At 57.3% G+C, this 23,756-nt stretch carries 23 protein-coding genes; 12 read left to right on the forward strand and 11 right to left on the reverse strand.

What is annotated here, in order from left to right:
- Positions 1 to 5: 5 nt before the first annotated feature.
- Positions 6 to 947: an aminotransferase class IV gene (locus ABLO27_RS25500; protein WP_353036912.1), complete on the forward strand. Its 942-nt coding sequence runs from the start codon at positions 6 to 8 to the stop codon at positions 945 to 947.
- 16 nt (positions 948 to 963) lie between these two features.
- Here the strand turns inward: ABLO27_RS25500 and xth are convergent, their stop codons facing one another.
- Positions 964 to 1,773 carry an exodeoxyribonuclease III gene (xth, locus tag ABLO27_RS25505; protein ID WP_353036913.1) on the reverse strand — a complete coding sequence of 270 codons (810 nt, stop codon included), beginning with the start codon at positions 1,771 to 1,773 and terminating at the stop codon, positions 964 to 966.
- A gap of 298 nt (positions 1,774 to 2,071) precedes the next feature.
- On the opposite strand from xth, the gene ABLO27_RS25510 reads away from it, so the two are divergent.
- Positions 2,072 to 2,803 (forward strand): glycoside hydrolase family 25 protein, encoded by a 732-nt coding sequence (locus tag ABLO27_RS25510; RefSeq protein ID WP_353036914.1) that lies wholly within the window; start codon positions 2,072 to 2,074, stop codon positions 2,801 to 2,803.
- Between the two features lie 20 nt (positions 2,804 to 2,823).
- Here ABLO27_RS25510 and ABLO27_RS25515 read toward each other — a convergent pair whose 3' ends face one another.
- On the reverse strand, positions 2,824 to 3,315 hold the full coding sequence (locus tag ABLO27_RS25515) for a hypothetical protein (protein WP_353036915.1): 492 nt from the start codon (positions 3,313 to 3,315) through the stop codon (positions 2,824 to 2,826).
- Between the two features lie 209 nt (positions 3,316 to 3,524).
- Here ABLO27_RS25515 and ABLO27_RS25520 point away from each other — a divergent pair, with 209 nt between their 5' ends.
- Positions 3,525 to 3,929, forward strand: coding sequence for an SH3 domain-containing protein (locus ABLO27_RS25520; protein WP_352947187.1), 405 nt, complete (start codon positions 3,525 to 3,527; stop codon positions 3,927 to 3,929).
- A 7-nt stretch (positions 3,930 to 3,936) separates the two neighbouring features.
- Here ABLO27_RS25520 and ABLO27_RS25525 read toward each other — a convergent pair whose 3' ends face one another.
- Together ABLO27_RS25525 and ccrA are read right to left on the reverse strand one after the other, a co-directional pair.
- A complete protein-coding gene (locus ABLO27_RS25525) occupies positions 3,937 to 4,473 on the reverse strand; it encodes a CAP domain-containing protein (protein WP_353036916.1) in 537 nt (178 codons plus the stop codon).
- 209 nt (positions 4,474 to 4,682) lie between these two features.
- Positions 4,683 to 5,978: a crotonyl-CoA carboxylase/reductase gene (gene ccrA, locus ABLO27_RS25530; protein WP_353036917.1), complete on the reverse strand. Its 1,296-nt coding sequence runs from the start codon at positions 5,976 to 5,978 to the stop codon at positions 4,683 to 4,685.
- A 285-nt stretch (positions 5,979 to 6,263) separates the two neighbouring features.
- Between ccrA and ABLO27_RS25535 the strand changes: the two genes are divergently transcribed.
- The 4 genes from ABLO27_RS25535 to ABLO27_RS25550 all read left to right on the forward strand — a co-directional run bounded on the left by ABLO27_RS25535 (position 6,264) and on the right by ABLO27_RS25550 (position 10,221).
- The gene (locus ABLO27_RS25535; RefSeq protein WP_353036918.1) at positions 6,264 to 8,261 is read left to right on the forward strand and encodes a protein meaA; all 1,998 of its coding nucleotides are present in this window, start codon (positions 6,264 to 6,266) and stop codon (positions 8,259 to 8,261) included.
- 146 nt (positions 8,262 to 8,407) lie between these two features.
- Positions 8,408 to 8,788: a hypothetical protein gene (locus ABLO27_RS25540; protein WP_353036919.1), complete on the forward strand. Its 381-nt coding sequence runs from the start codon at positions 8,408 to 8,410 to the stop codon at positions 8,786 to 8,788.
- Between the two features lie 122 nt (positions 8,789 to 8,910).
- A complete protein-coding gene (locus ABLO27_RS25545; RefSeq protein WP_353036920.1) occupies positions 8,911 to 9,564 on the forward strand; it encodes a carbonic anhydrase in 654 nt (217 codons plus the stop codon).
- Positions 9,565 to 9,702: 138 nt separating this feature from the next.
- Complete coding sequence (locus ABLO27_RS25550; protein ID WP_353036921.1) at positions 9,703 to 10,221, forward strand: DinB family protein; 519 nt, start codon at positions 9,703 to 9,705, stop codon at positions 10,219 to 10,221.
- Positions 10,222 to 10,297: 76 nt separating this feature from the next.
- Here the strand turns inward: ABLO27_RS25550 and ABLO27_RS25555 are convergent, their stop codons facing one another.
- Positions 10,298 to 11,254: a LysR family transcriptional regulator gene (locus ABLO27_RS25555; RefSeq protein WP_353036922.1), complete on the reverse strand. Its 957-nt coding sequence runs from the start codon at positions 11,252 to 11,254 to the stop codon at positions 10,298 to 10,300.
- 47 nt (positions 11,255 to 11,301) lie between these two features.
- Between ABLO27_RS25555 and ABLO27_RS25560 the strand changes: the two genes are divergently transcribed.
- Together ABLO27_RS25560 and ABLO27_RS25565 are read left to right on the forward strand one after the other, a co-directional pair.
- Positions 11,302 to 11,739, forward strand: a complete 438-nt coding sequence (locus tag ABLO27_RS25560; RefSeq protein WP_353036923.1) for a VOC family protein — start codon at positions 11,302 to 11,304, stop codon at positions 11,737 to 11,739.
- A gap of 44 nt (positions 11,740 to 11,783) precedes the next feature.
- A complete protein-coding gene (locus ABLO27_RS25565) occupies positions 11,784 to 12,584 on the forward strand; it encodes a hydrolase (protein WP_353036924.1) in 801 nt (266 codons plus the stop codon).
- Between the two features lie 123 nt (positions 12,585 to 12,707).
- Here the strand turns inward: ABLO27_RS25565 and ABLO27_RS25570 are convergent, their stop codons facing one another.
- The 5 genes from ABLO27_RS25570 to ABLO27_RS25590 all read right to left on the reverse strand — a co-directional run bounded on the left by ABLO27_RS25570 (position 12,708) and on the right by ABLO27_RS25590 (position 17,532).
- Positions 12,708 to 13,586: a glycerophosphodiester phosphodiesterase family protein gene (locus ABLO27_RS25570; RefSeq protein ID WP_353036925.1), complete on the reverse strand. Its 879-nt coding sequence runs from the start codon at positions 13,584 to 13,586 to the stop codon at positions 12,708 to 12,710.
- 81 nt (positions 13,587 to 13,667) lie between these two features.
- Positions 13,668 to 14,771: an extracellular solute-binding protein gene (locus ABLO27_RS25575; RefSeq protein ID WP_353036926.1), complete on the reverse strand. Its 1,104-nt coding sequence runs from the start codon at positions 14,769 to 14,771 to the stop codon at positions 13,668 to 13,670.
- A 33-nt stretch (positions 14,772 to 14,804) separates the two neighbouring features.
- Positions 14,805 to 15,632 (reverse strand): ABC transporter permease, encoded by an 828-nt coding sequence (locus ABLO27_RS25580; protein WP_353036927.1) that lies wholly within the window; start codon positions 15,630 to 15,632, stop codon positions 14,805 to 14,807.
- On the reverse strand, positions 15,629 to 16,483 hold the full coding sequence (locus ABLO27_RS25585; RefSeq protein WP_353036928.1) for an ABC transporter permease: 855 nt from the start codon (positions 16,481 to 16,483) through the stop codon (positions 15,629 to 15,631). Before ABLO27_RS25585 ends, ABLO27_RS25580 begins: the two co-directional genes overlap by 4 nt.
- A complete protein-coding gene (locus ABLO27_RS25590) occupies positions 16,480 to 17,532 on the reverse strand; it encodes an ABC transporter ATP-binding protein (protein ID WP_353036929.1) in 1,053 nt (350 codons plus the stop codon). Before ABLO27_RS25590 ends, ABLO27_RS25585 begins: the two co-directional genes overlap by 4 nt.
- Before the next feature lie 381 nt (positions 17,533 to 17,913).
- Here ABLO27_RS25590 and ABLO27_RS25595 point away from each other — a divergent pair, with 381 nt between their 5' ends.
- The 3 genes from ABLO27_RS25595 to ABLO27_RS25605 all read left to right on the forward strand — a co-directional run bounded on the left by ABLO27_RS25595 (position 17,914) and on the right by ABLO27_RS25605 (position 21,874).
- Positions 17,914 to 18,858, forward strand: a complete 945-nt coding sequence (locus ABLO27_RS25595; protein WP_353036930.1) for an ROK family protein — start codon at positions 17,914 to 17,916, stop codon at positions 18,856 to 18,858.
- 125 nt (positions 18,859 to 18,983) lie between these two features.
- On the forward strand, positions 18,984 to 19,940 hold the full coding sequence (locus tag ABLO27_RS25600) for a TAXI family TRAP transporter solute-binding subunit (RefSeq protein ID WP_353036931.1): 957 nt from the start codon (positions 18,984 to 18,986) through the stop codon (positions 19,938 to 19,940).
- A 137-nt stretch (positions 19,941 to 20,077) separates the two neighbouring features.
- Positions 20,078 to 21,874: a TRAP transporter permease gene (locus tag ABLO27_RS25605; RefSeq protein ID WP_417714848.1), complete on the forward strand. Its 1,797-nt coding sequence runs from the start codon at positions 20,078 to 20,080 to the stop codon at positions 21,872 to 21,874.
- A gap of 124 nt (positions 21,875 to 21,998) precedes the next feature.
- Here the strand turns inward: ABLO27_RS25605 and ABLO27_RS25610 are convergent, their stop codons facing one another.
- A complete protein-coding gene (locus ABLO27_RS25610) occupies positions 21,999 to 23,714 on the reverse strand; it encodes a methyl-accepting chemotaxis protein (protein ID WP_353036932.1) in 1,716 nt (571 codons plus the stop codon).
- Positions 23,715 to 23,756: the final 42 nt, after the last annotated feature.

The raw sequence follows: 23,756 nt of genomic DNA on the forward strand, positions 1-23,756 counted from the left end.
CTTTCATGACTGTGCCATTCGACATCACCGGCTCCTCCGAGACCCCGAACCTGTCGACCGGCGGAGCGTGGATGGCTGGCAAGATCATGCCCATCTCGCAGGCCAGCATCCCGGTAACGGACTGGGGCCTCATTCATTCCGACATCACTTATGACGTTGTTCCGGTCTGGGACGGGGCATTCTTTCGGCTTGGTCATTACCTGACGCGGTTCTTCCGTTCGATGGAAACATTAAATCTCGATCCCGGGCTGACTCCTGAAGAGATTACGGCAGCGCTGCAGGAACTGGTTTCGGCAACAGGTTTGCGGAAAGCCTATGTCGCCATGGTGACGTCCAGAGGTGTCAACATGGTGCCGGGCTCCCGTGATCCGCGCGATTGCCGCAACCACTTTTTTGCCTGGTGCGTGCCATACATCCACGTGATCCGTCCGGAAGTCGCGGAAGCCGGAGCCCATGTTCACATCGCCCGGTCCGTTCAGCGGATTTCACCTGAAAGTGTAGATCCGCGGGTGAAGAACTACCATTGGGGGGACTTCACCAAAGGGCTTCTCGAGGCCAAAGGCGTGGGAGCGGAGACAACCGTGCTGCTGGACGGGGAAGGCAACGTCACAGAAGGTCCGGGTTTCAACGTCTTTGCAGTCAAGGACAGGCGACTTGTAACGGCGAAAGACGGAGTTCTTGAAGGGATCAGCCGCCAGACCGTCCTCGACATTGCCAACGAGATGGGCCTTGCCACCGAGGTCAGGACGTTGCCGCTGGAAGAACTTCTGCAGAGCGATGAAGTGTTCATCACCACCTCAGGCGGTGGGGTTGCCCCGATCACGAGGGTTGACGACCACATCTTCTCAAATGGCGCTCCGGGCGAAGTCACCATGGCAATCCGAAATGCATATTTCGACTGGGCGGCGCGGCCGGAAAACCGCACCGAAATCAATTACAATTCGTGACCCGGCCCCTGGAGGCTCAGGCTTCGAATGTCGCTACGACCGGTGCGTGGTCGGACGGTTTTTCCCAGCCACGCGCATCGCGCAGCACGCTCGTGCCTTTCACGTGTGGGGCGAGGGGCTCGGATACCCAGACATGGTCCAGTCTGCGGCCCTTGTCCGCTTTTGACCAGTCTTTGGCCCGGTAGCTCCACCACGTGTAGAGCTTTTCTTCCATTGGCGTGAACTGGCGCATCGCGTCCAGCCAGCCTCCGGTTTCACGAACCTTCTCAAACAGCTCGGTTTCGACAGGGGTGTGCGAAACAACCTTCAGAAGCTGTTTGTGAGACCAGACGTCCTGCTCGTAGGGTGCAACATTCAGGTCACCGACCAGCACAGCCGGGCGGGAAGTTTCCTCACCTTGCAGCCAGTCCTGCATTTCCGCCATGAAATCGAGTTTGTGACCGAACTTCGGGTTGATTTCGCGGTTCGGTTCGTCACCACCCGCGGGTACATAGAAGTTATGAAGGCGCAGGCTGGAACCGTTGAAGGGGACATCAACGGCAATATGCCGGCTGTCACCGACATTGCAGAAGTCCCGCTTTTCAACATTGGAGAGCGGCAGTTTCGACACGGTTGCGACGCCGTGGTAGCCCTTCTGGCCGTTGATGGCCATATGCTCATAGCCCGCCTTGCGGAACGCATTTTCAGGGAAGTTCGCGTCCGGGCACTTGGTTTCCTGCAGGCAGATCACATCCGGTGCTGTTTCCTCGATCAGCTGTTCGACAATCGGCATGCGCAGGCGCACGGAATTGATGTTCCAGGTAACGAGTTTGAGCCGGTTTGTCATGAGTTCCTAGCCAGGCAGGTTGCAGTCCGATCAGTCATACGGATTCGAACGGACAGTGCAACGGATTTCCGTCACATCGGAAAAGCCTCCTGACAGCAGCATGAGTGCGGACATCAAGCGATGTGGAAATGACCCTAAGTCACTATTCCGTCTTCGTGCTGCCGTATTGCCGCCCTAGTCAGGCACGAATGAATACGCGTTTTTGCGGAGATTTCGCGAATTTGTCTACGAACCGTTAGGAAATCCCGCGCATTTTGAGCGGAAACGGAAAGTCTTTCTTAACCCTGCCGAGGACGCTGTGCTGGCCCCTATCAAGTCTATTTGCGCGATCATTGGAATAGTTTTTCTAAGCTCTTGTTCAGCTTACGATTTTCCAGACCCGACTCCGGAAGACTATGCGATCCACGGTATTGATGTATCCCGCTGGCAGGGAGATATCGACTGGGATGAAGTGAAGCGATCAGGCGTGGCCTTCGCCTGGATCAAGGCAACGGAAGGCGGCGATCATGTCGATCCGCGCTTTGTCGACAACTGGATCGCCGCGCGCAAGGCCGGTGTTCCGAGGGGTGCCTATCACTTCTATTACTTCTGCCGTCCGGTGGAAGAGCAGATTGCCTGGGTCAAGGAAGTCATCCCCCAGGACCCGCAAGCCCTGCCGATCGTTCTGGATATGGAATGGAATGCTCACTCCAAGACCTGCCGCGAACGGCCGGAAAGAGCGCAGGTCGTGCCGGATATGAAGATTTTCCTGGACGAAATGGAACGGCACTACGGCAAGCGACCGGTGATCTATTCGTCCGTTGACTTCCATCGCGACAGGTTGGTCGGGGCTCTCAAGGGAGAGCATTTCTGGCTGCGTTCCGTCGCCACCCATCCGAAAAACATCTATGAGCAGCGGGACGACTGGGTCTTCTGGCAATACACCGCCGAGGGACGAGTTCCGGGGATCAAGGGCGATGTCGACCGGAACGCCTTCTTTGGCACCAGGTCTCAGTATCGCGATTGGTTGAACGGCGAACTGAGACGCTAGTGCGGCCGACCCCGTCGGTCTCAGCGAACCTTGATCTGATGAGTGACGTCCTTGCCGTTGCTGACGGTCACCTGCGTGAAGCCGATCAACTTGCAGAAGTCGAGAAAGTTGAGTTCCTGCGGGCGGTTGGTGCGGGCGAAAAGTTCGGTTGAGCGGGCCATCGAGGTCAGCGATGCCAGAAGGGCGCGCATCCGATAGAGCGTATCGTATTGCCCGCCGCCGGTTGCGACGATGATCAGCTTTTCCAGATCGCCACCCTTGGCGAACATGTGATAACCGGGCGTATAGTTCTGCTTGGCCTGTTGCGCGGCCAGCCCGATGACGAAAGCGGCCCTGGAGCGCTTGTCGGCATCCGGTGCCACCGGAACCTCGGAGATATAGGCCTCCCTTGTCTGCGGTGCGGGATAGTAATATCCGACATGCGTGTCGAGCGCGCTGGCCGGTGCAGGCAAAGCCAGAAGCACCGCAAGCAAAGCCGCCAGATGCATCGTGGATTTTTGGAACATTGTCATTTTGAATAATCCCCCCAATTCCCTGTCCCTATGAAGCCGATGGAACCAAGGGGAAGCAAGGGGTAATTCTGCTTGGTCACCCGCTTGTCATCGCGCCTGGATTGCCGTGCTATATTTTTGCCATCTTGTGTTCCCACATCTGCGCTGTGTCAGGGCTTAGATCGATTCTCCCAACTGGAAAAATGATCTGAAATTTCGGAGTGTTGATAATGTTGATCCGCTTGCCATTGGCGTTGTTCGCAGTGGCCATGATGTCACTGCCGGCATTGGCGCAATCCCGTCCGGCAATTGCCTATACGACTGCCAATCTGAACATGCGGACCGGGCCCGGCACCAACTATCCGGTCATCACCACCGTTCCGCGCGGAGGTGGCGTGACAGTGTTCGGCTGTACGGCTGACTACAGATGGTGCGACGCCGCCTTTGCCAATGTGAAGGGCTGGGTGTCGGGCAAGTATCTGAGTTATGGCGTCCAGGGCGGTTACTACGGTCAGCCCATCCCGAGTGCGGGCGTCTATGTCGGTGTGCCGCGTTACTATAGAAACTATCGCATTTACCCGAGACCGCCGGTTGCCGTTCAGCCGCTGCCCCGGTATCCGCGACGCTATTACTGATCCTGTCTTACTGCCCTGGTCTTGGCGCTGCCAGGACCAGCGACCAGAACACCTTGTGCTTGGCTTTTGAAGAGTAGGCCGTCGCAATGCCAAGCCGGGTGGCGTCTTTTGTCAGCAGCACATCATTGTGGTTGGGCGATTCCCGCCAACCGGAAAAGGCTTCCGCGAATGTGCGGTAACCGGCGCTGACGTTTTCAGCCGCAGCCGTTTTGGGTTCGCCGATGGAGGCCATTCTTGCCGCCAACTGTTGGTTAGGTTGAAGCGAGGCCTGGACGGTTCCTGCCGCGGCCATTGCCTCGGCCTGTGACTTTGCGATCCCGGTCAATTGGGCATCGGGCGTTACCGGCGACAATCCGTTGTTGATCCGATACTGGGAAATCATCTGCGCAGCGGTGGTCGCGTCGACCTGCCCGTCGGTGCGGGCGAGATCCTTGTAGAAAGGCGGGGTCTGGAAGCGTTCGCTCTGGCAGGCGGTAATTGTCAGGGCCAGAGCAGCGGCGAGAGCCAGTTTTGCCGAACGATTGCCGGAAAATGGGAAAAACAAGAGAGGGCGCCTTCCGGATTGGTGTCGAAGCGATTCGTCTTTGTCTGACAGGTGATGAGGCGACAACCAAGCAGAATTGCGGCAGCCTGCGCCAGAAACTGTGGTCAACCGGGTGCACAGAAAAAACCAGCCCGTCGGAAACGGGCTGGTCAGGCTGCATCAGGCTAGTTACGGGCGAAGCCCTAGCCTTCTGGGGGAGACTTGAATTCCTAGCGTTTGCCGGCTTCCAGCACGTCTTCGAGGGTTCGAAGACCGGTTGTCGGTGCACTTACGAGAACGGACATGTTGCCCGGCGCATGCTGGTTCTTCCACATCTTGGTATGGGCCTGCGGGATCTGGTCCCAGGGGAAAACTTCCGACATGTAGGGGTCGATGCGCCGCTCGATCATCAGCTTGTTGGCTGCCGAAGCCTGTTTCAGGTGAGCAAAGTGAGATCCCTGAAGACGTTTCTGGTGCATCCACATGTAGCGGACGTCGAAGGTGCAGTTGAAGCCGGACGTACCTGCGCAGATCACAACCATACCGCCCTTCTTGCAGACGAAGGTGGAGACCGGGAAGGTTGCCTCACCCGGGTGCTCGAAGACGATGTCGACGTTGTTGCCTTTGCCGGTGATATCCCAGATGGCCTTGCCGAATTTGCGCACTTCCTTGAACCAGTCGGCATATTCGGGCGAGCCCACCTTGGGCAGCTGGCCCCAGCAGTCGAAGTCCTTGCGGTTGAGCACGCCCTTGGCACCCAGGTCCATCACGAACTGACGTTTGTCCTCGTCGGAGATCACCCCGATCGCGTTGGCGCCGGCTGCGGTGATCAACTGTATCGCATAGGAACCGAGGCCGCCGGAAGCTCCCCAGACCAGAACGTTCTGGCCGGGCTTCAACTCATGCGGATGATGACCGAACAGCATGCGGTAGGCCGTTGCCAGGGTCAGTGTGTAGCAGGCGCTTTCTTCCCAGGTCAGATGCTTCGGGCGCGGCATCAGCTGCTGTGCCTGGACGCGCGTGAACTGTGAGAAGGACCCGTCCGGTGTCTCGTATCCCCAGATCCGCTGGGAGGTGGAGAACATCGGGTCACCGCCGTTGCACTCTTCATCGTCGCCATTGTCCTGGTTGCAATGGATAACGACTTCGTCGCCGACTTTCCAACGTTTGACCTTGTCACCGACGGCCCAGACGATGCCTGAAGCATCCGAGCCGGCGATGTGGTATGGGGCCCCGTGTCCGTCAAACGGGCTGATCGGCTCGCCGAGGCCTGCCCAGATGCCGTTGTAATTGACGCCTGCCGCCATCACGAGAACCAGCACTTCGTGGCTGTCGAGTTCCCATGTCGGAACGACTTCCAGCTTCATGGCATCTTCCGGCGCGCCGTGGCGCTCCCGGCGAATTGCCCAGGCGTACATGTTTTTCGGCACATGACCGAGCGGCGGGATCTCTCCTATTTCATAAAGATCTTTCACCGGAGCGTCCCCCCGCGTCTCGTTGTCGTTGGCTTCGGCTGTTGCTGTCATTCTCCCCTCCCGGGACTTCAGGTCCCTGTAGAATTTCGCATTTGCACAAGGCATTTCTGGGTCAAAACCCGGTTTCGCGCAACTATTGTTCAAAAAACTGCGTCGATCTATACGACTATTGCTTAACTTGCGTTTTAATGCCAATTATTTTTTGCATCGCACAGAAGGGGTTTCGCAGGCGCGTAAACTCCGGCACACTTTCGCCAGGCGGGGAGACTTTGGCGGAAAGAGCGCTGCGAGAGAAGAATATGGCTGGCAGCAGAATGCCTTAGGAGGAGAAGCGGCATGAGTGTAACGGATGCAAAGGGCGAAGGACGGGACCGTCCGTGGATCTTCCGCACATACGCAGGACATTCTACGGCGGCCGAATCAAACAAGCTCTACCGTGGCAATCTTGCCAAGGGGCAGACGGGACTGTCGGTTGCTTTCGATCTGCCGACGCAGACCGGTTACGACCCGGATGACTCCCTGGCCAAGGGAGAAGTCGGCAAGGTCGGCGTGCCAGTGGCGCATCTGGGGGACATGCATGCTCTCTTTAGCGAGATTCCGCTGGAGCGCATGAATACGTCCATGACGATCAATGCGACCGCACCCTGGCTGTTGTCGCTTTATGTTGCTGCGGCGGATGAGCAGGGGGCTGATCGGAGCCTGCTTTCGGGAACGACCCAGAACGATATCATCAAGGAATATCTGTCTCGCGGTACTTATGTGTTTCCGCCGGCGCCGTCCCTGAAGCTGACCACGGATGTGATCGCCTGGACATATTCCAACATGCCCAAGTGGAACCCGATGAATGTCTGCTCCTATCACTTGCAGGAAGCTGGGGCGACACCGGTTCAGGAACTGTCCTTTGCCCTGGCAACGGCCGTTGCCATTCTGGATTCAATGAAGGCAAGCGGTGCCATTCCGGAAGAAGATTTTCCGAAGGCCGTCGGCCGGATCTCATTCTTCGTCAATGCCGGCATGCGTTTCGTCACCGAGATGTGCAAGATGCGGGCGTTTACCGAGCTGTGGGACGAGATCTGCCGCGAGCGCTACGGCGTCGAGGATGAACGTTACCGGCGCTTCCGCTACGGCGTTCAGGTCAACTCGCTCGGACTGACCGAACAGCAGCCGGAAAACAATGTCTATCGCATCCTGATCGAGATGCTGGCCGTCGTCCTTTCCAAGAATGCGCGTGCCCGTGCCGTTCAGCTGCCGGCCTGGAACGAAGCACTTGGTCTGCCGCGGCCGTTCGACCAGCAATGGTCGCTCAGGATGCAGCAGATCGTGGCTTACGAGACCGATCTTCTGGAATATGCGGATATCTTCGAAGGGTCTTCGGAAATCACGAAAAAGGTCGAGGCTCTGAAGGAACAAGCACGCGAAGAGCTAGCTCGGATCGATGCCATGGGCGGTGCCGTCGCAGCGGTCGATTCCAGCTACATGAAGCGGCAACTCGTAGAAGCCAATTCCTCGCGGCTTGCAGCGATTGAGGCAGGCGACCAGGTGGTTGTCGGCGTCAACAAATGGATCGATAGCGAGCCATCTCCACTGGCATCCGGTGAAGATGGTGCAATCCTCACCGTGCCCGAACATGTTGAAGAAGAGGCAGTCGAAAAGATCAAGGCGTGGCGCGAGGCCCGGAACGACGCTGCCGTTGAAGCTGCGCTGGCCGATCTGAAGTCCGCGGCTCAGGAAGGCCGTAACATCATGGAACCGTCGATTGCCGCGGCCAAGGCAGGGGTCACGACCGGTGAATGGGGCCGTACCTTGCGCGAAGTATTTGGCGAGTATCGGGCACCTACCGGCGTTGGCCAGTCCGCGCGCGATGACGCAAGTGACCTGGAAACAATCCGCGAAGGCGTCGAAGCCGTTTCCAAGAAACTGGGCCGCCGACTGAAGTTTCTTGTCGGCAAGCCGGGGCTGGACGGTCACTCAAATGGGGCCGAGCAGATTGCTGTCCGGGCTCGCGACTGCGGCGTGGAGGTTGTCTATGAGGGGATTCGCCTGACGCCCGCCCAGATTGTCAACGCGGCCGTGGAGGAAGATGTTCACGTGATTGGACTGTCCATCCTGTCGGGATCACATCTCGCGCTCGTCAGGGATGTCATGGACCGGCTTCGTGCAAGCGGGGCGGATGACATTCCGGTTGTTGTTGGCGGTATCATCCCCGATGAAGACGCCGGACAACTGAAGGCGATGGGGGTTGCTGCGGTCTATACGCCAAAGGACTTCCAGCTAACCGATATCATGGCAGATGTCGTCAAGATCGTCGGAAGTTCTGCAGAGCAGGCAGCTTAGACAAGTTTTGGAAAACTGCTGACGCGGTGTCATTGTCTCAAATGAAACAACAGGTTAACTTTGCGTAAAGCTTTGTTAACGATTTGTTGAGAGATTCAGAGGGTTCCGCCAGAAGGCGGCACTCTCTGATTGGCCAGGAGGCCGAAATGGCGACGACTATTGAAAGGCCGCAAACGGCCCAGGTCGTGGCGCATGCGACAGAGTACCCAGCGGACAGGGACGGTAACGGCACCGGTCATGACCGCAGAAAAAAGCGTGAAACCGCAGAGCGCCAGGACCCAGATACCAATCCTTCCGGTGACGAGCCGGCAGTTCTCATCGATGCAGAACACAGCGTAGACCATGCTCTTGATGGTGTGAACGCTTATCGCGCAGCTGCCATGCAGGCGCTCGAGCCGGGCATTGATCACGGTCCGGTTCATCCGCTTCCCGGCCCGGTCGACTGGTGTCCGCCACAAGAAATCCGTCACGCCTATGAGGACCATGACGACGACCAGGACTTGCATGCGGTAAACGTGGCAACGTAGTTCTTGCCATCTTTGCCAAATCGGGTAAGCGCGTTAGCTAATTTCCTTTCAAGCAGGCAGGTGATATGAAGCCAGCAAATGACGGGCGTGCGGGCGCCCGCTGCTTACAAGGAGGCAAGTCGTTGAGTTTTCCTGCTCATCTTTTGGAAGGTTATGGCCGGTATCTGAACAAGGGCTTCGTCCGCTACAAGGAAACGCATGAGCGTCTGGCGGTCTATGGTCAAAAGCCCGATGTGCTGGTGATTTCCTGCTGCGACAGCCGGGTGACCCCGGAGGGTATTTTCAACGTCGGACCGGGCGAACTTTTCGTCGTTCGAAATGTCGCCAACCTTGTGCCCCCCTTCGAAGACACCGAAGGCCAGCACGGCACCAGTGCTGCGATTGAATTTGCAGTCAACGGGCTGAACGTAAAGCATATTGTCGTCATGGGGCACGGCCAGTGCGGCGGTGTGAAGGCGTTCCGTGAAAACGCCAATGCACCAATGGCGACCGGCCAGTTCATCGGCCGCTGGATCAAACTGCTGGAACCGGCCGCAATCGCCATGGCCTGCATGCCGATCGACAAGGCGGATGATCCGCAGCTTGCGATGGAATATGCCGGTATCAGGCAATCGCTGAAAAACCTGCTCACCTTCCCCTTCATCGAAAAAGCCGTACAGGAAGATCGCCTGCATCTGCATGGGTCATGGTTCGATATCGGTTCTGGTGAATTGCGGCTCATGGATCCGGAATCGCAGCGTTTCGACAAAGCTGAACCGGATATCTTCGAAGCTTGATATCTGCAGGACCTTGTCATTGCGTTCCGGTTAAACCGGACTTGAACAACCACCCCTCTCCCACGGGAGAGGGGAGGGAGTCGTCCAGCTTTGAGGAAACAAACAGGCCGCTGAGCGAACTTGGAACGGAGATCGTGAATGCAAGTTGATGTCGCGCTTTTCCAGCGCATGGCCGCCTATAATGCCTGGATGACCGAAAAGGCCTATCAGGTAGCGGGCCAAATGAGTGATGAGGAGCGCAAGCAAGATCGTGGGGCGTTCTTCAGGTCGGTACATTCTACGCTCAATCATATTCTTTTCGGAGACCGGGCGTGGATGAGCCGGTTTTCGGCAAAGGCCTATGATACCAACGGCATGGGCGTGGACATTTTTGAAGATTTTTCCGAGTTGAAAGCTACTCATCTCGAGATGAGCCGAGACATCGTCACCTTTGCTGAAGGACTTTCTCCCGAGTGGCTTTCGGAGGTGATGGAATGGAAGAGCATTGCCGATGGAACGTCTCGCCAACGTCCTCGCTGGCTGCTTGTCATGCACATGTTCAACCATCAGACCCATCACCGGGGTCAGCTTTCAACCCTGTTCACCCAGGCGGGAATTGATATCGGCGTCACCGACCTCCCGTTCATGCCGGACCTGATCGAAGAGTTTGCAGGCTGATCCCGGCGCTCCCCCCGCAGGAGGCCCACCTGAACTTGTCTTTCCCGGTTTCGGTTTCTCAAGGTACATACCTGTTTCAGGATGTGCCTTCGAACCTGTGTGGTTTCGGCATTTCGCTTGAGATCACTTCCACAGCTCTATCAACGAAGATCCTGACCTTCGGGTCGATGAATTCCCGGTCCACGTAAACAAGACTGATTGGAATTTCAGTGCCGACCGTGTCTGTCAGGAGGGGGACAAGAGCGCCGCTTTCCAGGTGAGGAGCGGCGACGGCTGATGGCAACAGGGCAATGCCGATGCCCTCCAGAACCGCATGCATGACAAGCTCGATTTCATTGGCAGAAAGCCTGCCTCCGACCGGGATGCTGCCACCGTCCAGAAGCGGCCAGGACTTGCTTGGGGTCCATTCACCGGCAAAGCCGACAATGCAATTGTGTTCGGTCAACTCCTCGGGCGATGCAGGTGCTGTGCGTCGTTTCAGATATTCCGGGCTGGCGACAGCAACCAGCCTGTCCGTGTGGAGGCGGCGGGCAATCAGGTTCTGATCCTTGACCGGACCGATACGGATGGCCACATCAACCCCTTCCGACAGCAGATCGACGTGCTGGGTTGTTGACTGGACCTCCAGTCGAACTTCCGGAAAATCGCAGAGGAAACCGGTGAAAAGCTTGGTGAAGTAGGGACCGGTAACCGAAACGCGCAAGAGGCCCCGGGGTGTGTCGTCCAGCCGGCGAACGGCGTTCCAGGTTTCCTCGACATCCTCGACAATCCTCTGCGCCCGCAGACGCAGTTCCTCGCCTGCCTCGGTCAAGGTCAAGCGGTTGGTTCGGCGATGGATGAGGCGAACACCCAGGTCTGCCTCAAGTGCCGAGATCCGGCGGCTCAAAGTTGCCCTGGGAAGATTGAGTGCTCTTGCAGCCGCAGAAATGCTTTCCGCTCTGACCACGGCCAGGAATTCACGCATGCGGTCGGAGTTGAGATTGTGATCCAAATGGACAGGCGATGCGATTTTTTTCTCACTAGTGACGTTCATGTTTCAAGTCTATCTCATATGCATCGCAATTGAGAAGGTCTGAAACCATGCTCGACATCGCAAAATTCGATCATATCGGTATTCGCATAAGCGATCGGGAGGCCTCCGTCGCCTTTTATGAAACGCTTGGCTTCAAGCAGATCGCAGATGGCGGATATGACAACGGCCATCCCCTGGTCATGCTTCATCCGTCCGGGATCAACATCAACCTGCTTGGACCTGCAACCATCAATCGGGGACACAACGTGTTGATGGACGAAACCTCCAAGTCTCCGGGCATCACCCATCTGGCGTTGAAGGTGGAGGACGCGGAGGCGACCGAGGTCTTCGTGAACGAGCAAGGCATTGCCATCACCGGGCGCAGGGAATTTCGCGGCACCAAGACCATCTTCATTCGCGACCCGGACCGCAATGTCCTGGAACTTGTCGGTCCCGGGCCATCGGTCGCCGATCTGATTGCCGATCACGTACACGGCGAAGCCTGACCCGACCTGCGTCGTTGGGCGCACCCTCATCAAAGGAAACCATCATGAAAACCGTACTGAAAACCGTTGCAGCCCTGCTGCTCGGCGCCAGTGTTGCTGCGCCGGTTATTGCGGCGGAAACATCTCCGGAAGAAATCCGGAAGGCTCGGGTCGAGCGTTTCGCCAACCAGCCGACGATCACCACCGTTGATGGTGTTGCGGGCTATCCGGACGGCTACAGAGGAACGCCAGCTCGTGCCGCGGAGGAAGATCCGTTCCTGTCGCCGGACAATGCCGCCTTGATCCTGATCGACTATCAGCCACCGATCCTGCAGGGCGTGCGCAATATCGAGCACGAAGAACTGATCAACAACGTCACTGGTCTGATCAAGACGGCGGTGATCTATGACATCCCGATCATCTTTTCGCACGTTGCCGTCGGGTTTAACGATTACGCACCGATGATCGAAGAGCTCAAGGCGCTTGCTCCGAATGCGGTTTTCGTCGACCGTACCAGCGTCAATGCGTGGGAAGAGCCGGAATTCGTCGCAGCTGTCGAGGCAACTGGCCGAAAGAAGCTGATCATGGGAGGATTGTGGACCGATGTCTGTCTTGCCTATCCCGCGATCGAGGCAGAGCGCGAAGGCTATGACGTCTATGTCCCTGAAGATGCAGTCGGCAGCATTACGCAAATGAGCCACGAAAACGGCATGGCCCGCATGATCGCTGCCGGTGTGGAGCCGATTACCTGGAACGTTGTTCCGGCGGAGTTGCAACGGGATCATGCGCGTCCGGAGAAGCTTGCCGAAGTCACTCGTGTTTTCATGGAACATCTGTTCAAGGTCGACCCGGACAGCAAGTGGTGATCTGAACACCTGGCCCTGACTTGAGAAGCCTTCAAAGGGGCACATTGAACAATGAGACCGGCGCCTGCCGGTCATTCCCGGCAGGCGTCTCTTCTTCTGAGGTTTGGTCCGTCTCCGGGAGTTTCAGTGTTCCGTCAAAGTGGAAGCGGAGCGCTTCCGGGAATATTCTTTCAGGGCGTTCGGCATGTCGGTTTGAATGAGGCGCACGCCCTGTTCCACCAGACGGCCCCAGCCGAGGTCCGGATCTGCAAGCGACTGCGTATCGGTCACTTCTGCTGAAGGAACTTCGTCGAGAGAGTTCAGAAACAGATTGGTTCCCGAGTTCTGCGCCGCTTTGGCATAAAGTTCAAAACTCGACCAGCTGTCGAACAGACCTTCGACCAGAGGTGTCGACCGCTGTTGAAGGAAGCCAAGATAAACTCCGAGCGTTTCGGCGGTGACCTGAACGATTGGCTTGACCAGAACGCCGGTTTTTTGTTCCAGCTCATCCACGAAGCGCATGTCGGCTTCGCTCTCAACGACGGTCTTGAGGTTGATGTGATGCCGGCTCGGGTGATCCTTGACGAATGCCGCGACCTTTTCCAGATCCCGGAAGTGCTTCACATCGACATCAACATAGATCCTGTCACCCGTGACAGCCAGCAGATCCGGAAGCAGGGGAGGTCGCGATGAGCTGAAGGGAGCACCTTCGCCGCCAGCACCTTCCTTGAGGAACAGGCACGTGATGCCGGCAGCTTTTGTTTGAGAAACAATGCCGCTCTGCCCGGTCATGCGTTCCAGCGTATCGTCATGCAGGCAGACGAGTTCCCCGTCCGCCGTGGCCTGAACGTCGATTTCGACGAATTCGTACCCATTGCTGATTGCAAGTTCCACGGACTCGATCGAGTTTTCCGGTGCACCGTGCCAGGCTCCGCGATGGGCAACGACAGCAAACTGCCAGGACGGGTCCGCCAGAAAATCCTTCAGCGGGGGACGGCCATCGGTCACGGATTGATTGGTCATGTTGATCTTCTTGTTGATGGTGTTGGTGACATTTGGGTCAGCCCCGCGCGTACGCGAGGCTGGGTCTTGCAGGAGGACCTGTTAACGTTCCAGAATCACGTTTTCGATGAAGCTTTCTTCCACCGCCTTGCGGAAAGGCTGTGCTGCCCAGGGCTGGCGGTTCTTGCGCTGTTCGTTTGGCACAAGCGCGTGGCTGTCATCTGCCTTGGCATGCATCGGGGCTGTACCGAAGTCCCGGTTGAACATGGTCTGGGTGTCGGCTGAGGTCAGCCAGTTGACGAAGACGGCAGCGGCAGCCGGATGTGTAGCGTTCTGAGGAATGGCAACGCCGTTGCCACCGCCATACATTCCCATTTCCGGAATGTAGAACTTGATTTCAGGACGAACTTCGCCGCGCTTTTGCAAACCTGCAAGGTGATCTTCCCAGGCGGGGACCATCCACAATTCACCGTCGCTGACGCGAATGATGCTGTCGGCATTGGAGGCGGTGACGACGTAGTTTTCGGCGTTGTCGTTGAAGAATTTGAAGCCTTCACCGACCTGGGCCAGTTTCTCGTCGGTGGTTTCTCCGTCGGCGAAGTCGACGCCCGTGAGGTTCTTGAGCGTGTTCAGATAAAAGGATGGGCCCGAGCCGCCCTTTTCATAGTTGAAGCCGAATTTTTCCGGATTGGCCGACCAGAAAGCTGCCAGCTCTTCCGGGGTTTGCGGCAGATCGGCTTCCGAGACCTTGTTGGGGTCGTAGGCGATGCCGGTCTGGTTGCCCCAGAACGCCAGCACAAAGTCGCCGCCGTCAATGCCGACGAGATTGGATACGCGGCCATCGTCTTCAGGCAGCATTTTCAGCGGCGTGAAGGAAGCGCTCAGATCGACGGTCTCGAAATCGTTGTACCCCCAGGCGAATACGTCGATGTCACCAGCTTCACGGTCGCGTTCGGCCATCAGCTTTTCGGCGTTACCGGCCGCGGTGCCTTCAGGAATGGTGACCTTGATGCCGTATTCTTCTTCGAATGATTTGACGGCGCGGCGCAGGTCATCCTGCAGGTACCAGACATACCAGGTCAGTTCGCCTTCAGCCTTGGCCTGGGTGACAATGTCGTCCCAGCTCATGTTTGAAAGGTCCTTGGCGGCTGCAACATTTACGCCCAGTGCCAAAGCGGTGGAGGAAAGGATCAGGGTCTTCAACATGTCGGTTGCTCTCCGTTAGTTGGGGTATTCGCGTCAGCCCTTGCCTGAACTCAGAGCCGGATTGGCCGATCTCAGAAGGCGCTCGAGGATGAGCATCAAAATGACGTTCGGGACGACGAGAATGAGGGACAACACCGCCGCATTGGGCCTGACAAAATCTTGTCCAAGCGTTCCGTAGAGCAGTGTCGGAATGGTGGTGAAGTCGGGCGAGCCGACGATGAAGGCGATCGCGAATTCCTCGATCGACTGAATGAAGACAATCAGCAGCGAGGCGAAAATGCCCGGCTTCAGGGCTGGCAGATATGCGACCTGCCAGCGGGCCCAGGTGCTGGCGCCAAGGTCGCGGGCGGCATCGATGTGGTCGGTTCGAACCTGTTCGAAGCTCACCGTCATGATGCGGATTGCGTAGGGCATGAAGACTATGGCATGGGCGAAAAGGATCGCGCCGAAGCGCCAGGAGTGAAGCCCGAGCTGATAGAGCAGCGAGGTGAAGAAGATCGAGGTCACGAAAGGCGGCACGATCAGGGGCAATAGCGCGAGGATCTTGCAGACTTCACGACCGGGGAACCGAATTCTTCCGAGTGCATAAGCGGTGGGCATCGACAGCAGCAACGCTGCGAGTGCCGCAGACGGAGCAAGCACGTAGGAATTCACGAGAGCCGTCTGCAGCGACGAATTCACCCACATGTCGACCCAGCGATAGAAGGACATCACGGGAGGCAGCAGCTTGTCTGCCGTCCAGGGTTGCGATGGATCGACCAGTGACCAGAGCACGGCCATGGTGAAGGGAACGATGAGCCAGATCGCGGTCAGGCCCAGGAGCAGATACAGGAGAACCTGATTGAGACGTGCTGTGGTCATGCGATCCTCCCACGCATTGTGAGACGGGTCAGTGCCGCCAGCAGTCCTGAACCGACAATGGCAATGATCATCAGGCTCACACCGACAACGGCGGCATCATTCCAGCGGCCACTGGACTTGAAAAAGACCATCAGCTGGGAAAGCGACTGACGGTTGGTCGGCCCCGCGATCACCTGAAAACTGAAGTCTGCAAGCGCACCGATGAAGATGATGATGAGTGCGGCCTGCATGGCCGATACCGTGAGCGGTACAATGACCTTGCGAAACCGGTCGAAACTGCCAGCGCCCAGATCTCTGGCGGCATTGAGTACATCATCGGAAATGCTCTGGACTGCGCCGGTGAGCAGTAGAAGTGCAAACGGCATGTTCTTCCAGGTTTGCAGAAGCAGCACACCGATGGCATTCCGGTCGTTCTGCAGCCGCTGTGGTTCGTCCCACAGGCCGAGCCCCTGCATGAGCTGATTGAGGACGCCGTGATAGGCGATGACATTGATGAAGAGGAACGCTGCGACCAGTCCGTGAACCAGGAGCGGAGCCTTCAGCATAGCGCCGATTGCAAGTGAGCCGGGAAAGGGCTTTCGCAACCAGATAGCCAGCGGGTATGCGAACAGGACGGACAGGAACGAGCTGATCACGCCGACATAGATCGAATAGGTAACCGCGCGGTTGAAGACCTTGCGGTCCAGCATCTTGTCCCAGAATTCCAGCGAAAAGCCGCTTTCTCCCGAGAGATTGTAAAAGCCGAAGGACTGTGCGATCGCGATGTAGACGGCAACGCCGATCAAGGCGACGATCAGCCCGAGTCCCGGCGTCAGCAATGCCAGAACCAGAAGCCATTTCTTCAACGTCATGCCATCGCCTCCAGCAGGACGATTTGCTCAGGCTGCAGCGAAAAGGTGACAGTGTCGCCTTCGCGGATCGCGGGTTTGCTTGTCTGGACGCGGTATTCCGCGCCGCTGGCCTCCACATGCAGGTCCGTGAAATGCCCTTGGAAGGCACGGTGGGAAACGCGGGCCGTCAGGCGGTTTTTGCCGTTTGCGGACAGATCTGCATGTTCCGGCCGCCAGCAGATCTTGACCCTGGAGCTCTTGGGGGGCGTGTCTGTTCGGGCAACCAGCGGGCCAAGGGCGGTGGAAAGCTCGATTTCACCATTGCCATTTGCCGAAGTGACTTCCGCATCCAGCACGTTTGCACTGCCGATGAAATCGGCAACAAAGCTGGTTTTCGGCGCACTGTAGAGTTCTTCGGGCGTGTCGGCCTGCTCGATGCAGCCGCCATTCATGACAAAGACCCGGTCCGACATCGCAAGCGCTTCAGCCTGGTCATGCGTGACGTAAATGGCGGTCAGGCCGAAATCCTGCTGGATGCGCCGGATCTCGATCCGGACCTGGTCACGCAGCTTTGCATCGAGATTGGAAAGAGGTTCGTCGAACAGAATCACATTCGGGCGCATGACCAACGCGCGGCCGAGCGCGACACGCTGTTGCTGTCCTCCGGACAACTGGTTCGGGAGTTTGGCCAGGTGCAGGGACAGGTCCAGATTGCCGATGACCGCGTCGAGGCGTTCCCTTCGGTCCGCTTGCGGAACTTTTTTCTGCCGCAGTCCGAATTCCAGATTTTCAAGAACCGTCAGATGCGGAAACAGCGCATAGGACTGGAAGCAGAGCGCGGTGTCGCGTTTTTCCGGCGGTGTCCGGGTTACGTTTTGTCCGGCCAGATGAATTTCGCCGCCTGTCGGAGTGAGAAAACCGGAGATCATCTTCAAAAGCGTGGTCTTGCCGCATCCCGAAGGACCCAAAAGCGTTACGAACTCGCCTGAGCCGACTTCGAAACTGACATCCTTTACGGCGACAAAGTCCCCGAATTCCATTTTCAGGTTGCGTGCGCTGATACCGCTCATGAGCCGGAACCTCCCGTTTCCTTACCCGTCAAACTTTTATCACTCACGATGAGTATTAATACCTTTTATTACTCATGAAAAGTAATAATTTTATGACAAGGATTGGCGGGACCTTTCCTGCCGGATAGGATAGGTTGGTTCGCTGAGTGGATTTTTTGGGAAAAACAATCTGTGGTAGAAGTGGGAATTTCTCTTCAAGAAGCTGAAAAAAAAGACCTTTTCCCTATTGGTGAGAGCAGTTCGGCCATTCTGGATGCGGTGCGGGTGAACGAACTGGTTGCGCGTGCGGACCTGCCCGCTCCAACCGGATTATCTCAGCAGACAGTCCATAGATTGACGGAAGATTTGCTTGAGCGAGGGTTTCTTGAACGAAAAGAACCAGTGATCCAAGGACGCGGAAAACCCAGTCCGAGACTGGCGGTCAACCCGGCCGGGGCTTACGGATTTGGCGTATCCGTCGACACGAACAGCGTGGAAACGGTCTGGGTCGATCTTGTCGGCAATATTCTCTCGCAGTCCCGGATTGATGTCGTTCCGAATGATCCGGAGGCGGTGGTAGCAGCCGCTTGGGAAACGTCTGTTGCGCAGCGCGATGCCCTGGGGGTGGATCCGGCACGCGTCGCGGGCTGCGGCGTTTCGATACAGGGTTTCCGGGTTTCCAGGGAGAACAGGTTTACCACGCCGGTGCCGCTGGACAACTGGACGGGCGTTTCCATTGAAGAGCGCTTTGTCGAGGTTTTCGGTTGTCCGACCTATGCGGAAAATAACGCCACCCTGGGTGCGATTGCAGAATTGTGGAGCGGTGCAGGAAAAACCTACCCCACCTTTGCCTATCTCTCGTTCAACTATGGTTTCGGGGGTGGTCTCGTTCTGGAGGGGCGTCCTTACTACGGCTTCAACCGGAATGCGGCCGAGCTGACTTCCTCCTTTCCGATGGAGCAGAGAAAAGACCGACCCGCCCTGCAGCATCTTCTCGAAGGTTTGCGGGAGCATGGTGTCGACGTGCCGTCGATCGAAGCGCTGAAGTCAGATTTCGATCCGGACTGGCCAGGAATTCGCGAATGGGTGGAGAAGGTTTCTCCGGCTCTTAATCAGGTTGTCCGCAATCTTCAGGCCATTCTCGATCCGGCGGCTATTGTTTATGGTGGGGAAGCTCCACCGGCACTGAGGCAAATGCTGATGGATGCGACATCTCATCGCCATCCGGATCGTTTCGGTCAGGAAATTCCAGCGCCGGACCTCGTGCAAAGCAGAATCCCGGCCGAACCGAGCGCGGTTGGCGCGGGCATTCAGGCAATCAGGAGACGTGTACTGAACCAGATCTAGACAGCAAGAGGTCTGTTTTTATTGAATTCGGCCTTGCGAGATTGCTTGCGCCACGCTGAATATTCGTCAACTGCACTTCATCGCTTCGTTCACAACGACTTTTCCGAATGTTTTGGGAGAAAATCATGAAAAACAAACTGCTTAAGCTGGCTTTGGGTCTGTCGATGACCTTTGCGGCGGTGGAAGCCCAGGCTGAAACCCGCATCACCTACAAGTCTGCCAAGTCCAGCTCCTCCTATTATCAGATGGGTGTTCAGATTGCCGAAGCCATCAAGGCGGGCAGCAATGGCGACATGATTGTAACGGTTGAGGAGAGCCAGGGTTCGGTCCAAAACGTCATGGAAACCCGTGCCCGTGGTGCGGACTATGTCTTCACCACGCCTCCGGTTCTCGTGAAGCTTGCCCAAGGCGGCAAGGCGATGTTCGAAGGCAAGGGCGATCCGAAGTTCGACGAAATCCGTGCCCTGTTCCCGATCCCGTCGCTCACCATGCATTTCGTCATGTCCGAAAAGAGCGGTGTCACGGATTTTGCCGGTATGGAAGGCAAGACCATTCTGCTCGGCAAGGGATCGTTCGGTGCGCGTGAAGGTGAAAAATATCTCAAGCTGTTCGGACTTGAAGGCAAGGTCGATCTTGCTGAGGTCGAGCTTTCCAACGCTGTCGCAGCGCTGAAAAACGGTCAGATCGATGGTTTCGTGACCGCGGGTTCCTGGCCGGCGCCGAACGTCATCGAAGCCGCAGCTTCCACCGGCGTGAACGTCATTTCCCTGAACGACGATCAGATCACGCAATCCAAGCGTGCCAAACTGGTCATTCCGGCCGGTACCTATTCCGGCCAGAGCGAGGACATCGTCACCACCTCCCTTCCGGTTGCAGCCTACACGACAACCGCAATGGACGATGACACCGCCTATGCCCTGACCAAGACCTTCTGGGAGCAGAAGGCAAAAATGGGTGAAGAAGCTCCGTGGTGGAATGGCGTAGATCAGGGTCTGATGGCCAACATCACCGGAAAGATTCATCCGGGTGCGATCCGCTACTACAACGAAGCGGGCATCGAGCTCACCGACGCTCAGCAATAATCGTCGGGCAGCCGGCGTTTGGCCGGCTGCCTCTTTCGAATTGAGCGCACCCCTGCTCGAACGTTCTCAATTCAGTGTTCAACGCCACCTGCCTTTAGTGGCTGCCCGAAAAATCCCGTCTTTCTCAGAAACTTCAAATGCTCAACAGCGAACCTGCAAAAACGCCTCTGGGGCGTTCGGCAATGCTTGCGCTCGCAGCGGTGCTGGTTGCGTTTCATCTTGGCCTGATTTTTTCCGGCCTTGTCCCGAACCTTGTCAGTCGGCCCCTTCATCTGGCATTGGCCTTGCCATGGATCTTCGTGTTTGCGGAGGGCGGTTTCCTCAAGAAGGCAAGCGGTGCGATCATTTGCGCAATTGGTGTCTCTGCGTGCCTGTGGGTTGCCGTCAATCAGGAAGCGCTGTCTGACCAGTACGGCTTTCTGGAGGGCGATTTCCAGCTTCTGGTGGCAGCCGTTCTGTTGGTAACCGTTCTGGAAGGTGCACGCAGGGCAATCGGCTGGCCATTGCCGATCGTTGCGTCCTGCGCCCTGGCGTATGGTTTGCTGGGGCAGCACATCCCCGGTGAATTCGGCCACTCGGGAACGCCGGTTGCCAGTTTCCTTGGAACGCTCACCATTGCTGAAGGTGGTATCTGGGGAAGCCTGACAGGCGTTTCGGTCAACGTCGTTGCCATCTTTGTCATTTTCGGTGCTGTGCTGAACGCGGGTGAGGCCGGGCAAGGCTTCATGAATGTTGCTGCCGCGGCGGCCGGAAAACTGAAAGGCGGCGCGGCGAAAGTTTCGGTGCTCTCGTCGGCGTTGTTTGGTTCCATTTCGGGCTCTGCCTCCGCCAATGTCGCCTCCACCGGCGCCGTGACCCTGCCTGCCATGACCCGGCTCGGATATCCGAAGAGGCTGGCCGCGGCTGTCGAAGCCGTTGCGTCTTCCGGAGGGCAGATCATGCCGCCGCTGATGGGGGCGGGCGCTTTTGTCATGGTTGAGCTTACCCGGGTTCCCTATACGCAGATCATGATGGCGGCACTCCTGCCGGCGGTGCTTTACTTCTTCGCGGTCTGGGTCGGCATCAACGCCTATGCTCGCAACTACGATCTTGCAGCTCTCGGAAAGGACGAACGGCCGGAGATGCGCCGCGTCCTGATCACGTCCGCCTTCTTCATGGTGCCTTTCCTTGTGCTGCTTTACGGCATGTTCGTCGCGCAGTTCACACCGCAGTATGCCGCCTGCATGGCGATTATCGCGGGGTTCGTGCTGCTGTTCTTCAATGCCGAAGGGACATTCAACCTCAGGCAGATCCTGCAGCGGCTGGAAAGTGCCCTCCTGACCGCCGCGCGCCAGGTTTCCGTTATCGCGTCGATTATCGTTTGCGCGTCGATCATCATCGGCGTTCTGGCGATCACCGGGCTGGGCGTCAAGATCACCTCGCTGATCCTGTCCGGATCGGGCGGCATGTTGTGGCCTTCTCTGCTGCTCACCGCGATTGCCTGCCTTTTTCTCGGCATGGAAGTTCCGACAACCGCTGCCTACGTGATCTGCGTTTCCGTTGCAGGGCCTGCGCTGATCCAGCAGGGCCTTGAACCGTTGCAGGCGCATCTGTTCGTCTTCTGGTTCGCGTTGATCTCGACAATCACACCACCCGTCTGCGGTGCTGTTTTCATTGCGGCCGGAATGATCGGAGAGAACTGGTTGAAAGTCGCCTTAACGGCAATGGCGCTTGGCATTGGCCTTTACATCATTCCATTGGCGATGATTGCCAACCCGGCGGTGATCGACCTGTCCAACGCACCTGTCGCCGCGCTTTTGGCTATGGTGAAGATCGGGGTGGGTCTTGGCTTGATTTCCTATGGGGTGATTGGGTTCAAAAAGCCGCTGGCCAAGCTGCTGTCCATCGGTGCCGGAGCTGCAATTGTCTTTGTTTCGGCGGGGCTGTTTGCCTGAGCAGCAGGACAAGCATTCTACAGGCGCCGAAAGTTCCTCCAGAAATGAAAAGGAGCGCGAAGATCACCTTCGCGCTCCTTGATGCCTTTCGGCTCTCCAGGCCGAGCGGGTTGCTTCGCCGTGGTCAGGCTGCGGCGACGCTGCTCAGGAATGTCTCGACTTCCTGTTTGAGTTCCTCGGTACGCGCAGCGAGCTGACTTGAGGCATCCAGTACGGTTTGCGAAGACTGGGACGTCTGGTTCACCGTGCCGGAGAGGTCGGACATGCGCGAAGACACGAAGGTCGTTCCTTCGGCCGCCTTCTGAGCGTTTTGCGAGATTTCGCTGGTTGCCGATCCCTGTTCGCTGACCGCTGTCGCGATCGTGCCGGTGTAGGAATTCACCTCTTCCATGATCGTGGTGATTTCCGCAATGGCGTTGACCGACTCCTTGGTCGCGTCCTGAATGGCGGTAATCTGGCCACTGATCTCTTCGGTTGCCTTGGACGTCTGTGTCGCAAGCTCTTTCACTTCGGCTGCAACGACTGCAAAGCCTTTGCCGGCCTCTCCGGCCCGTGCCGCCTCGATGGTCGCGTTGAGGGCCAGGAGGTTCGTCTGTTCGGCAATTGCCTGAATGAGGGTGACGACCTCGCCGATCTTGGAGGCTGATGCCGCCAGACCTTCAACCTTTTCATTCGTCACGCGTGTGCCTTCGGTTGCCCGGCTGACCACTTCCGTTGTCTGCGCCACCTGTCGGGAAATCTCGCCGATGGAGGCTGACAGTTCTTCAGCGGCACTTGCAACGGTCTGGACGCTGGATGTTGCATCGTCAGCCGAGTTCAGGGTTTCCGCCGCGCTGGAGGCGCTTTGACCGGAGAGGTCCGAGAGATGTCCGGCGGTACCTTCAAGGCCGTGCACCGTTTCGTTGACCGAGCTCAGTACATTGGAGACGTTGCCCCGGAAGGAGGCGATCAGCTCCTGAATGTTGTCCTGCCGACTTGATGCGGCAACCTCGGTTTCACGTTGTTGCTCGGCAAGCTCCAGTCGCTCGGAAGCTCTGGTCTTGAGCGTGTTGACGGCTTTTGCCAGGACGCCGATCTGGTCGGTGCGATCCTTGTAGGGAATCTCGTTGTCCAGGTGATCCTGTGCGATCTGGCTCGTCAGGTCCGCGAGCTGGGTTACCGGGCGCAATTGACGGCGGATCGAGAAAATGAGCAGCAGAACCGACACGATAACAACAGGCAGAGCCAGCATGATGTAACGGGTCATTAGCTCGGTCACATTCGCCTGGACGGCTGCTTTTTCAACACCGGCATAGAGAATGCCGATGATATTGCCCTGCTTGGAAAAGATCGGCTGGTAAACGGTGAAATAGTCCTTGCCCAGAATGGTGGCCTGGCCGTTAAAGGTCTTGCCGGCGGTCACGACGGGATAGACAGCGCCTTTCTGACCGAGAGGAGTGCCAACAGCACGTTTGCCATCGCCCTTGATGATGTTCGTGGTCTTGCGCCAGAAATCTTTCGTTTCAGGGTCCCAGGCGAACACGGTGGCGGTCTCGCCGGTCATGCGGCCGATCGAGTCGATCATGTCATGGTTGGAAAACTCGGGGATTGCAGCAAGTTCAACCTTGGTGACGTTCCCGTCGGAATTCCAGGAAACTTTCGTTTCTTCGACACGTTCCTGCAGGATCGTTGCCGCGACACGCAGGTTGATGTCCTGTTTCTTGAGGGCGGCGGTCTGCGCCTGTCCCAAAGCAACTTGGTAGAGAATTATGCCGACTACAAACATCGATATTGTAAGTAGACCAGCCGAAATAATTGCAAGCGTGGAAGTGACGCTCAGACGAGCGTAAAGATTTTTCATTCCAACCCCCTCAAACCTAACCTAGGGGAGTTTTCCTAATAT

Origin of the sequence: Roseibium sp. SCP15 (assembly GCF_040329435.1) — a bacterium.
In the GTDB taxonomy this organism is placed as follows: Bacteria; Pseudomonadota; Alphaproteobacteria; order Rhizobiales; family Stappiaceae; genus Roseibium.

Coding starts and splice junctions, on each gene's coding strand:
- ABLO27_RS25520 (WP_352947187.1), top strand. CDS start 3,525: ATGTTGATCCGCTTGCCATTGGCGTTGTTCGCAGTGGCCATGATGTCA.
- ABLO27_RS25610 (WP_353036932.1), bottom strand. CDS start 23,714: ATGAAAAATCTTTACGCTCGTCTGAGCGTCACTTCCACGCTTGCAATT.
- ABLO27_RS25590 (WP_353036929.1), bottom strand. CDS start 17,532: ATGAGCGGTATCAGCGCACGCAACCTGAAAATGGAATTCGGGGACTTT.
- ABLO27_RS25605 (WP_417714848.1), top strand. CDS start 20,078: ATGCTCAACAGCGAACCTGCAAAAACGCCTCTGGGGCGTTCGGCAATG.
- ABLO27_RS25535 (WP_353036918.1), top strand. CDS start 6,264: ATGAGTGTAACGGATGCAAAGGGCGAAGGACGGGACCGTCCGTGGATC.
- ABLO27_RS25580 (WP_353036927.1), bottom strand. CDS start 15,632: ATGACCACAGCACGTCTCAATCAGGTTCTCCTGTATCTGCTCCTGGGC.
- ABLO27_RS25515 (WP_353036915.1), bottom strand. CDS start 3,315: ATGACAATGTTCCAAAAATCCACGATGCATCTGGCGGCTTTGCTTGCG.
- ABLO27_RS25540 (WP_353036919.1), top strand. CDS start 8,408: ATGGCGACGACTATTGAAAGGCCGCAAACGGCCCAGGTCGTGGCGCAT.
- ABLO27_RS25600 (WP_353036931.1), top strand. CDS start 18,984: ATGAAAAACAAACTGCTTAAGCTGGCTTTGGGTCTGTCGATGACCTTT.
- ABLO27_RS25555 (WP_353036922.1), bottom strand. CDS start 11,254: ATGAACGTCACTAGTGAGAAAAAAATCGCATCGCCTGTCCATTTGGAT.
- ABLO27_RS25560 (WP_353036923.1), top strand. CDS start 11,302: ATGCTCGACATCGCAAAATTCGATCATATCGGTATTCGCATAAGCGAT.
- ABLO27_RS25575 (WP_353036926.1), bottom strand. CDS start 14,771: ATGTTGAAGACCCTGATCCTTTCCTCCACCGCTTTGGCACTGGGCGTA.
- xth (WP_353036913.1), bottom strand. CDS start 1,773: ATGACAAACCGGCTCAAACTCGTTACCTGGAACATCAATTCCGTGCGC.
- ABLO27_RS25550 (WP_353036921.1), top strand. CDS start 9,703: ATGCAAGTTGATGTCGCGCTTTTCCAGCGCATGGCCGCCTATAATGCC.
- ABLO27_RS25585 (WP_353036928.1), bottom strand. CDS start 16,483: ATGACGTTGAAGAAATGGCTTCTGGTTCTGGCATTGCTGACGCCGGGA.
- ccrA (WP_353036917.1), bottom strand. CDS start 5,978: ATGACAGCAACAGCCGAAGCCAACGACAACGAGACGCGGGGGGACGCT.
- ABLO27_RS25565 (WP_353036924.1), top strand. CDS start 11,784: ATGAAAACCGTACTGAAAACCGTTGCAGCCCTGCTGCTCGGCGCCAGT.
- ABLO27_RS25570 (WP_353036925.1), bottom strand. CDS start 13,586: ATGACCAATCAATCCGTGACCGATGGCCGTCCCCCGCTGAAGGATTTT.
- ABLO27_RS25500 (WP_353036912.1), top strand. CDS start 6: ATGACTGTGCCATTCGACATCACCGGCTCCTCCGAGACCCCGAACCTG.